The following is a 5,418-nucleotide window of genomic DNA, read 5'->3' on the forward strand; positions in this document are numbered from 1 at the left end:
ATATAAATATTCTAGAATGTAAACTTAACGCCTAACTGCATCTGCCATGCACTACCTGTAGAAGCGTATAATCCCATTTAGAATTTTTCTGGAACACCTCGCGAGAAGATGCATTCATCTGATAAGTAAGAGGTTCTCCTACCTTACTTGCTGTTTTAACAACCTTACATTATCATAACTCTGCAAACCGCAAGAGCGATAAGCCCCCCACTTCGAATTTAATAAGTTACCAATATTCAACATATCAAGACTTACTTGAATACCGTACTTACGGCTACCAATCTTAGCATAAAAATCCTGTGCTATCTTCATGTCAAAACGGTGAATCCACGGTTCTAAAGAAGAAGCACGTTCTACATACTGCCCCTTGTGATCATTCAAATAAGAGTCATTATTTACATAGTTCCAAAAATCTTCTTGTTGGTCTACCGCCGAATAAGTCACATTATTTTGTTTATCTTTAATATCCACAAATGTCATTTCTTCTTTAGAAGCAGGCACATACATCAAATCGGAATAGTTTCCGTCACCGTTCATATCATTAGAATAGGTATAAGAAAAACGTCCTTGTTGGTAACCTGTATAGAACAAAGAAACAGTCGTTTTCATATTCGCATAAGCAACTTCATAAGAAGCATTAGCTATCAAACGATGCGGGGTAGAAAATAAAGAATAAGAGACACCCGGATCATTCAATGAATTAACTGCAACATTATTCTGCCATACTGAAGCCGCCGATGAACCTGGATTTGCCGTCATATCTTTAGCCATTGTATAAGTGTACCCAAATGAACCTGTAAAGCCAAAATCAAATTTCTTCGTTAATACTGCATTAAAAGAATATTGATAACCTTTTTCATCCCCATTAGTCAACTGTATAACGGTTTTCGTCTTAGGATTGTCATAGTAATTATTCTTAGTCCAATATACACGTCCCGGTTGTTCATTATAGGTTCCAGAAGGGGCCTTTTCGTTCATATTCTTCTGAACAACATTATATATATCACGTGTATACATAGCACCAACAGAAAGCATAAATCCATAAGGTAACTGAAACTCTGCATTTACATTACTACGCCAAACTTGAGGCATTTTAAAATTCGGATCCACATAAGCTATAGCACCGGGGACCTCATTTCCCGGAGTTGATGGAAACATATCCGGATTTTGGGTAAGAGTTTCTTTATAATTTGGATTAAAAGCAAAGTTTGCCGGTAATTCCGAAGTCTCAAATTCAACCATATTTTGCATCTGACCTGCATTTGTCGGTTGGTTAGTGAACCATACAAATGGTAATAACCCTGTAAACAAGCCTGTACCTCCAGTCAAAACAATAGAACGGTCACCTTTTATATCCCAATTAAATCCTAAACGAGGAGATATTAACAATTTACTTTTCGGCCATTCGGATACGTCAACATTCGTTCCATTAAATGACTGTTCTTTGATAGCCGCATTCCCTAACAAATCATCAAAATATAACGGTAAATCAAAGCGTAATCCATATGTCAATTTTAAATTAGGTGTAATAGAATATTCATCTTGTGCATAAGCTCCCAACATACCAAATGTCAGTTCAGCTCCCGGAGCGTCTTTTCCATTATATCCATAAGTAATGCCATACAGCATCGGTTTTTCTCCCGTCATAAAATCGTCCATTGAAGCATAACGATAATATCCATAAGGAGCACGTAAATATGAATTCATGAAATACTGTCTTTCAAATGTTGCACCGGCAGTTATCAAATGGTTTCCTTTATTAATAGTTACATTGTCAGTAACACTAAATACATTATTCTCGACATCATTAAAAGGAGTAAACAATTCTGTACCCAATGTCATATACTGCTTACCGTCCTTGTAAATATCAACCATTGGAAACGCATCTCCCTTAGTTGTACGAGAATCTCGGATATGGGTATAAGTCACTAATAATTTGTTTTGTACTGAGGAAGAAAAATTGCTATTCAACTCACCGGAAAGAGACGTTACAATATTTCTAAAACCATAGTTGGAATTTCCAAATGCAAATGCATCAACCCCATAACGGTTTGAATTAGCTTTAGTGATTACCGAAGAGGTTGAACTAATACTAGCATCATTTTCTGATTTCACTGTGTTAAAACGTAATGACAGTTTATGACTTTTATTAATATTCCAATCCAAACGAGCCATAAGCTTCCAATTTTTACTCTCGAAATCATCAAATTTATCATAACTTCCCGGATCATATCCATATTTATCCTTTACAAAATCACTTATTGTCTTCAAATCCTTTATCCAAGTTCTAGAAATATGATTTTGATTATCCCCACTTCCACCTTCTTCTTGACTAGGAGTCCACAAAATACCAGGGCTAGTACTATTTTCTAATTCTCCATTTACAAAAAAGAATAGTTTATTTTTTATTATCGGAGCTCCTAATGTAAAGCCATACAAACTGGATTTATAACTTTCCACATTAGGAACGTCAACATCGTTAATAGATTTTCCTATAAAATTCTTTGGTTTCTGATATGTATAAACTGTTCCCTTTAATTCGTTTGTACCACTCTTGGTTACAGCATTAATAGAAGCTCCCGTAAAATTGGAATACGTAACACTATAAGGAGAAACATTAACGCTAATTTCATCAATTGCATCAAGTGAAATAGGCTGCGCATCTCCACCCGGCAAATTATTAGTACTCAAACCAAAATTATTGTTCAAAGCTGCACCATCCACAGTTATTGTATTATAACGTCCATCACGTCCGGCAAAAGAATTACTGCCACCCGCATAAGGAGAAAGTTTAGTAAAGTCAGTAATACTACGATTAATAGTAGGCAATGTCGTTAACTGACGCTCACTCACATTCGTTACAGTCCCCATCTTCTCTACTGTTTTCTGTGCTGTTACTATAACTTCATCCAATAATTCAGAACTTTCCTTTAAAACTACATTTAAAGTGTATACTTCTCCTAACGATAAATTTACACCTTTATAAATAGCAGTCTGATAACCAACATAAGAAACTTCAACTTTGTAAGGACCACCGGTACGCATACCTTGCAAATTAAATTGACCACTGATATTAGTCACTGTACCATAACGTGTACCTGACGGCTCGTGGATTGCAACCACAGTCGCTCCAATGATAGGTTCATCTTGTGCTGTAACCTTACCACTCATACTAGAAGTGGTAACCTGCGCACTAACGGTAGCAATGACCATGAGCATCGCCGCTACTAAAAAAGATCGCATTCTCTTTAACATAAATGTAGTTGATTAGTTAATATAAATTGTTTGCTTTTAAAAACTGTGCACAAATATAATTAATAATATTTAGAACTACATTACGATTATACTACAATTTTTTAAGAGAGATAAACGTTTTCCCTTGTTATAAAACGATAAAGGCTCTACAATATTTGCAGAGCCTTTTATTTTGAAACAGAAAGCATTATAAATGCTTCAATCTATTACTTTATACTAGTCAGTCATTAACTTTCTATAACGAACGCGTTTTGGTTCTTCATTTCCCAAACGTTTCATTTTGTTTTCTTCATATTCTGAATATGAACCTTCGAAGTAGAATACATTGGAGTCTCCTTCAAAAGCAAGGATATGTGTACAGATACGGTCGAGGAACCAACGGTCGTGCGAGATAACTACTGCACAGCCGGCGAAATCTTCCAAACCTTCTTCCAAAGCACGCAGAGTGTTTACGTCGATATCATTGGTAGGCTCATCGAGCAACAGTACATTACCTTCTTCTTTCAAAGCCATCGCCAAGTGTAAACGGTTTCTTTCACCACCGGACAATACACCGCAGAGTTTTTCCTGATCGCCTCCGGAGAAATTGAAACGGGAAAGGTATGCACGCGCATTCACGTCACGTCCACCCATGCGGATCAACTCATTACCACCGGAAATTACCTGATATACGCTCTTATTCGGATCAATATCTCTGTGTTGCTGGTCTACATACGCCACCTTTACAGTCTCTCCTACTTCAAATTCTCCTTTATCCACTGTTTCCAATCCCATAATCAGGCGGAACAATGTCGTCTTTCCCGCACCATTAGGGCCAATCACACCGACAATACCATTAGGAGGAAGCATAAAGTTCAAATCGTCAAACAACAATTTATCACCGTATGCTTTAGCCACATGTTTGGCTTCAATGACCTTATTACCCAGACGGGGACCATTCGGAATAAAGATTTCAAGTTTCTCTTCTTTCTCCTTCACGTCCTCATTCAGCAATTTGTCATAAGAGTTAAGACGTGCCTTACCTTTCGCCTGACGGGCTTTCGGAGCCATGCGTACCCATTCCAACTCACGTTCCAGTGTTTTACGACGTTTGCTGGCGGTCTTTTCTTCCATTTCCATACGTTTGGTCTTTTGTTCCAACCAGGAAGAGTAGTTACCTTTCCAGGGGATACCTTCACCACGATCCAGTTCAAGAATCCATCCGGCAACGTGATCGAGGAAGTAACGGTCGTGCGTCACAGCAATAACCGTACCTTCATATTGTTGTAGATGTTGTTCCAACCAATCGATAGACTCTGCATCCAAGTGGTTGGTAGGTTCGTCCAGCAAAAGCACATCCGGTTTCTGCAGCAACAAACGGCAAAGAGCTACCCGGCGACGTTCACCTCCGGAGAGATTTTCTACCGGCTGATCTTCAGGCGGACAACGGAGAGCATCCATCGCACGCTCCAACTTGCTATCCAGATTCCATGCATCAGTTGCATCAATGATATCTTGCAATTCACCCTGGCGAGCAAAAAGAGCATCCATCTTATCCTGATCCTCATAATACTCCGGTAAACCAAATTTCTGATTGATCTCTTCGTATTCTGTCAGTGCGTCAACAATGGGTTGCACACCTTCCATCACTACTTCTTTTACTGTCTTTGTGTTGTCTAAATAAGGTTCCTGTGCCAAATACCCCACGGAATATCCCGGAGAAAACACCACTTCTCCCTGAAAGGATTTCTCCAAACCGGCGATGATCTTCAATAACGTTGATTTACCAGAACCGTTCAAACCGATAATACCGATTTTCGCTCCATAGAAAAACGACAGGTAAATGTCTTTCAGCACATTCTTATTAGGAGTGAATGCTTTGCTCACTCCTACCATTGAGAAGATAATTTTTTTATCGTCAGCAGCCATAATGTATGATTATATATTGTTGATAATGGCACAAAGATAAGAAAAATGTTTGAATTCTTTTGGAGTTATAAAAAAATGTTCTACCTTTGCACCCGCATTCGAAAGAAAGCACTGAAGGATTGATTCGCTAGCTCAGCAGGTAGAGCACAACACTTTTAATGTTGGGGTCCTGGGTTCGAGCCCCAGGCGGATCACGAAACATAAAATTAATCCCTTGATAATCAGTCGTTATCAAGGGATTTTTATTTTAATATT

The 5,418-nt window shown here is 38.3% G+C and carries 2 protein-coding genes and 1 tRNA gene; 1 reads left to right on the top strand and 2 read right to left on the bottom strand.

The genetic code is table 11. The annotated features are described in order from the left end of the window. Positions 1-138 precede the first annotated feature (138 nt). Positions 139-3,255, bottom strand: coding sequence for a TonB-dependent receptor (locus BXY_RS03710; RefSeq protein WP_243442471.1), 3,117 nt, complete (start codon positions 3,253-3,255; stop codon positions 139-141). A 216-nt stretch (positions 3,256-3,471) separates the two neighbouring features. Then, entirely contained in the window at positions 3,472-5,163 is a 1,692-nt protein-coding gene (gene ettA / locus BXY_RS03715) for an energy-dependent translational throttle protein EttA (protein WP_004311592.1), read from the bottom strand. A 121-nt stretch (positions 5,164-5,284) separates the two neighbouring features. Between ettA and BXY_RS03720 the strand changes: the two genes are divergently transcribed. Continuing rightward, a tRNA-Lys gene (locus BXY_RS03720) sits at positions 5,285-5,357 on the top strand. Positions 5,358-5,418: the final 61 nt, after the last annotated feature.

Origin of the sequence: Bacteroides xylanisolvens XB1A (assembly GCF_000210075.1) — a bacterium.
Classification (GTDB): Bacteria; Bacteroidota; Bacteroidia; order Bacteroidales; family Bacteroidaceae; genus Bacteroides; species Bacteroides xylanisolvens.

Bases quoted from the DNA above. Each gene is read 5' to 3' on its own strand.
- BXY_RS03710 (WP_243442471.1), bottom strand. From the start codon at position 3,255: ATGTTAAAGAGAATGCGATCTTTTTTAGTAGCGGCGATGCTCATGGTC.
- ettA (WP_004311592.1), bottom strand. From the start codon at position 5,163: ATGGCTGCTGACGATAAAAAAATTATCTTCTCAATGGTAGGAGTGAGC.